This window comes from Candidatus Phytoplasma gossypii, from assembly GCF_030586975.1.
GTDB classification, from domain to species: domain Bacteria; phylum Bacillota_I; class Bacilli_A; order Acholeplasmatales; family Acholeplasmataceae; genus Phytoplasma; species Phytoplasma citri.
In genome coordinates this window covers 1-4,743 of record NZ_JAOSIT010000034.1, presented here as the reverse complement: position 1 = coordinate 4,743, position 4,743 = coordinate 1, and the positions used below count along the sequence as shown (strand labels likewise).

Below are 4,743 nucleotides of genomic sequence, written 5' to 3'. Positions count from 1 at the left end.
CAAGAAATTATAAACAAAAAAATATTAGATGAAGGTATAAATGACCAAAAAATAACATTAAGTGTTCTTATAAATCCGAATTTAGAGGAAAAATCAAATAATTTCCAAACATTAAAAAATAAAATAGATACAATTTTAAATGATACTAATGATAGCCCTAAGAACAATAACAGTGAGGATAATTTCGAATTTTCATCCAATAATAATAGTTCTTTTGCAAGCAAATTATTTTATTTATTATGCATTTTAATAACAGTAACATTTCTACTTATAATTTATCAATTTAATAAAAAAAACGAACACAAAAAGAATAGTTTATAACTTATCCAAATACTATTAAAATAAAAAACACTTTCTAAATCGATTAAAAATTAGAAAGTGTTTTTATTTTTTTAATATTTACTTTTTTTAAAACTTTCATGATCAAAAAAATAAAAATGGCGGAGCAGAAGGGATTCGAACCCTTGCATCAATTTCTTGAACTACATCCTTAGCAGAGATGCCTCTTATAGCCACTTGAGTACTGCTCCAAGGAAAATTTATTAATTTTTTATAAATTTTTATTTTAAAAAAGATAATACGAAGTAAATTATAACAAATATAATATCGATAAATAAAAAAATATTAATTTTTTTTTAAAATATTAATGTTTTAAAATTTTCCGTTTTAGAACGGAAAATTAAAAAATGAATGAATACATGAAATAATATATTAAATTTATTTTTTTAGATTATTAAAACATAAAAAATAAAAAACACAAAATAACAACAAAAAAATAACAACAATAATTTTAACAAAATTACGTTCTAAAAATGTTTCCCTTTTTTGTTGGTTAATAATTAGATTTTTTGTATATTTTTGTAAAAAATTAAGAACAATATTTTCAATTTCTTTTTCTGATTTAATTTTTTCATCTGATTTTAAATTATGATTAATCCATATATTAGCTCTTTTATTAATTAAACTAATAGTCGCAAGATCAGGAGAATCTTGAAAATAATTAGATAAAAAATATTTATTTACAATTTGATTAATTTTTTTCTCTAATTTTTGTTCAAATTGTTGCTTATAAATATCAATTTTTTCGTTTAAATGTTCAATAATTTTATCTAATTCTAAATCTTGTTGGAAATAAGTTTCAATTAATTGATGAATTAAATATTTTTTTAATTTTAATTGTTCAAAATGAGGCAAAGAAATATCTAAATATTTATATATTTTTTCCTGCCAAAGTTTATAATATACACTATCTTGTTGATTGAAATATTCTTCTTGATTAACAAATATTTTTGTTAAAATTTCTTCAGACAAAATATTATCTGGATCAAATGAATCCAATTCTTTTTCAAATTCTTGAATAGTAGTTTGTTTTAAATATTCTTTAATTTTTTCAATTTGAAATTGAGAAAATATTTTTTTATTTAAACTTATTTTATTAATTATTTTAATAGTTTCATCACGAAGAAAATTTTTAAACAAATTAGAAAAATTTTCATTCAAACGCATAATAATCTGTTCTAAACAATTATCTTTCGAAAGATTATCTTTTTGCCAACATAAATCAATTTCTTCTTCAATTAAGTTAATAAGATTTAATTTAAACAAATCATAAATAGTTTTTGGAGATAATTTTATTTTAGGCATTACTTCTTCAATCCATTTATTTTTCAATTTTTTTATCCAATCATGAAATAGTTTATTTAATTCTAAATCTTTTAAAGAATTAATTTGAGAATTTACCTCATCTTTCATAATTTGATATTGTTGTTTTAAAAAAGGATATTTTTTAACCAAATTTCCCCATTTTTTAAATAACAAAAAGTTAATTTCTTGTTGTTTAAATAAATCCCACACAAAATATATCCGATTAACTTTATATTTATTATTATTTCGAATATATAACCTTAAAAGATCTTCTGGATTGGAAATTTTTAAATTTGGCGGTTGCACATGAAAATCAAAATTATCAGTTACAACATTTTGAACATCTAAATAAAAACCTAATAAATTGGAAGGCCACATATTATTCGAATCAATATCAATATCATAAAGATAACCTACATCATTTTGTAAAGAAATATAAATAGGTTTTTTATTATTTTGACTCTTATCTTTAATTAATTTATAATATTTTAATTCTAATTTTTCAAAATTATTATCTTCAAAAAGTTGTTTTATAGAAATACCGTTATATTCTTTGATAAAAGCTAAATCTTGCCAAGTATAAGCTTGATGTTGATGATTATCCCAATTAACACTATTAAGACCTAATTTTAAATCTAAAGATAATTGTAGATCGATTAGCTTTACATAAGAATGTTGATGATTCGAATTTTGCGATATAGTAACAGCTTGATTTAATAAACTAATTAAACCACGAGGAGTTTTTAATTCGTCATTATTAAGTTTAAAGATAATTTCAGGAATATTATTTACCAAATAATCATAAGCCATTAAATCTAATTTATAATCTATAGCTTTTAATTTTAAAAATTCTTGAATTGAAGAAAAATCCCATAAATCAACTTTAATACGTTTATCAAAACGACTTAAAATAGCTGAATCAATTTCTTCTAAAATATTAGTCATAGCAATAACAAACACAGGTCTTTCTTTATCTTCGTGAACACCCTCTAAATAAGATAAAAAAGCAGCTATAACATTACCATGATCAGTAGTCAAAGAATTACTAACGCGAGAACGAAATACACTTTCGCACTCATCTATTAAAATAATACTAGGAAATTTTTTACGAGCTTCAATAAAAATATTTTCTATTAATCTTGGCGCTTCACCTACATAAGTTTTTGAAAAATCCGAAGATGATAAAGAAAAAACTGATAAACCTGATTCTCGAGCAAATGCTTCAGCTAAATGAGTTTTACCTGTGCCCGGAGGACCATATAATATAATACCTTTAGGAGGTTTTTTCACACCCATCTCAAAATATTTATTAGTATCTCTAAGATAATTTAAATATTCTTGCAATTGAGCTTTTTCTTTTTTGAGACCAATCAATTGCCCAAATAAAGGCATTTTAGAAGTATCTTTAGCAAATTTTTGAGCAGAAACATTTAAAGAATTATTTTTAATATTTTCGGAAGTTTGTTTATCTAATTGTTTTAAAAACGAAGATGTAATCACTTCTAAAATATCAATAAATTTATGGCCAATATCAATATTATCAGTTAATTTTTGTTTTAACTCTTGATTATCTTGTTTGGCCTTCTTCAAATCTACGTTTAAATTATCATGTTGAGAATTTAAACTATCTAATTCCGATTTAAGTTGATGAATAGTTGTTTCACTCAATTGATGATCTTTTTCTAATTCTTTGCGAATTTCTTCTAATTCAGAAGAAGTTTGAGATAAAGTTTTTTGGGCTTTTTCTAAGTCATTTTTATGTTGATCAATTTTTTCTTGACTTGTAATTAAATCCTTAGTAAGTTGACCGATTTCTCTTTTTAACTGTTGACGTTCAGCTTCAGATAAATCCATTTGGTGACGGTATTGTGTTTCTTTTGCTTGAATAGTTTCGGTTAAAGAGCGAATAGTTTCGCTTTCTCTACTTGAAAAAGTGTTTAATTTTTTTATTTTATGTTTAATAAAATGAACATCTGTATCGGCTTTAGACAATAAAAAATGTTTTTCACCCAATATATTTAATTCATTTACAAATGATTGTTGATTTGGATTATTTTTAAACTCCCAAATTTTTGTACTAAGTTGCAAGATAATATCTAAATAACTTTTAGATATAAACAACAAATTTTTAGGAGACCAATTTTTCCAAAATAAACCTTTTGTATCTGCTGAAAAAGAATTTTTTTTAGAAAACAAATATTTATCATAATTCGCAAATTCAATATAATTACCAGGAAGAATAAAAACATATTTATCCGGATCAGAAACTATTTCTTCTATTTTGTATCCGAAATCATTAAATAAATCATATTTGTCTAAAGTGGACAAATATTCTGTAAAAAACAAATTTGATTTTTTATAATTATCAAACCACTTATAATTATGATTTTTAAATTCTCCTAAAATCAACAATAAAATTTGATTTAATAAAAAATTATTTTTATCCTCGTTTGATTCTTGAAAATATTGAGGAAAAGTATTCTTAATTTTCGTTAAAACCTTAAATTCCTTAGCACTAATTTGTTTCAATTCGTCTTCGAAATCAAACTCTTGTTCTTGTAACAATTTCGAATTACACAAAGAAAAATTAATTAAATTAATATTTTTACTTTTAATTGCCACATTATACCAAAATAAAAAAATTAAAATTGCAAAAAAACAAAAAAAAACAAAAAAAAATAAATAATTTTTTTTAATTTTCATTTTAAAGAACACCTTTTGTCAAATAATATCTTTCTAATGAATATATTCAAGTTAAATTAATAAATATTCAAATAAATAAATTTAAAAATTTATATATGTAAAGACTCAAAAATTTAAAAAATCCCCACAAATAAAAAAAGATCTATTTTACAAGATCTTTTTTAACGAATAAAATATAATTAAATGTAACTCAATCAAAAAACAAATATAATACATCAATTATTTGAACTAACTATAATTTAAACTTAAAACTTATTAAAAAATTTCTATAGTTAAATCACTAATACTAAAACCTGTTTCTTGTAATTGTTGTTTAATTTTAATTTGCGTAGCTATTCCGGCATGATCCATACCAGGCACAAAAAGAACATTATAACCTGTTAACATTTTGCGACG

2 protein-coding genes, 1 tRNA gene and 1 pseudogene are annotated in these 4,743 nt (G+C 22.0%); 1 reads left to right on the top strand and 3 read right to left on the bottom strand.

Features of this window, described 5'->3' with window-relative positions:
• A partial coding sequence (locus tag OC698_RS02575) for a hypothetical protein (RefSeq protein ID WP_304513150.1) occupies positions 1 to 321 on the top strand: 321 nt, incomplete at its 5' end.
• 117 nt (positions 322 to 438) lie between these two features.
• Here OC698_RS02575 and OC698_RS02570 read toward each other — a convergent pair.
• The 3 genes and pseudogenes from OC698_RS02570 to OC698_RS02560 all read right to left on the bottom strand — a co-directional run.
• A tRNA-Ser gene (locus OC698_RS02570) sits at positions 439 to 530 on the bottom strand.
• 187 nt (positions 531 to 717) lie between these two features.
• Positions 718 to 4,347, bottom strand: a complete 3,630-nt coding sequence (locus tag OC698_RS02565) for an AAA family ATPase (RefSeq protein WP_304513149.1) — start codon at positions 4,345 to 4,347, stop codon at positions 718 to 720.
• Between the two features lie 258 nt (positions 4,348 to 4,605).
• A pseudogene (locus OC698_RS02560) lies at positions 4,606 to 4,743 on the bottom strand (class I tRNA ligase family protein); the annotation flags it as partial.

Excerpts from the sequence above, each read along its gene's own strand:
- OC698_RS02565 (WP_304513149.1), bottom strand. The coding sequence starts at position 4,347 with ATGAAAATTAAAAAAAATTATTTATTTTTTTTTGTTTTTTTTTGTTTT.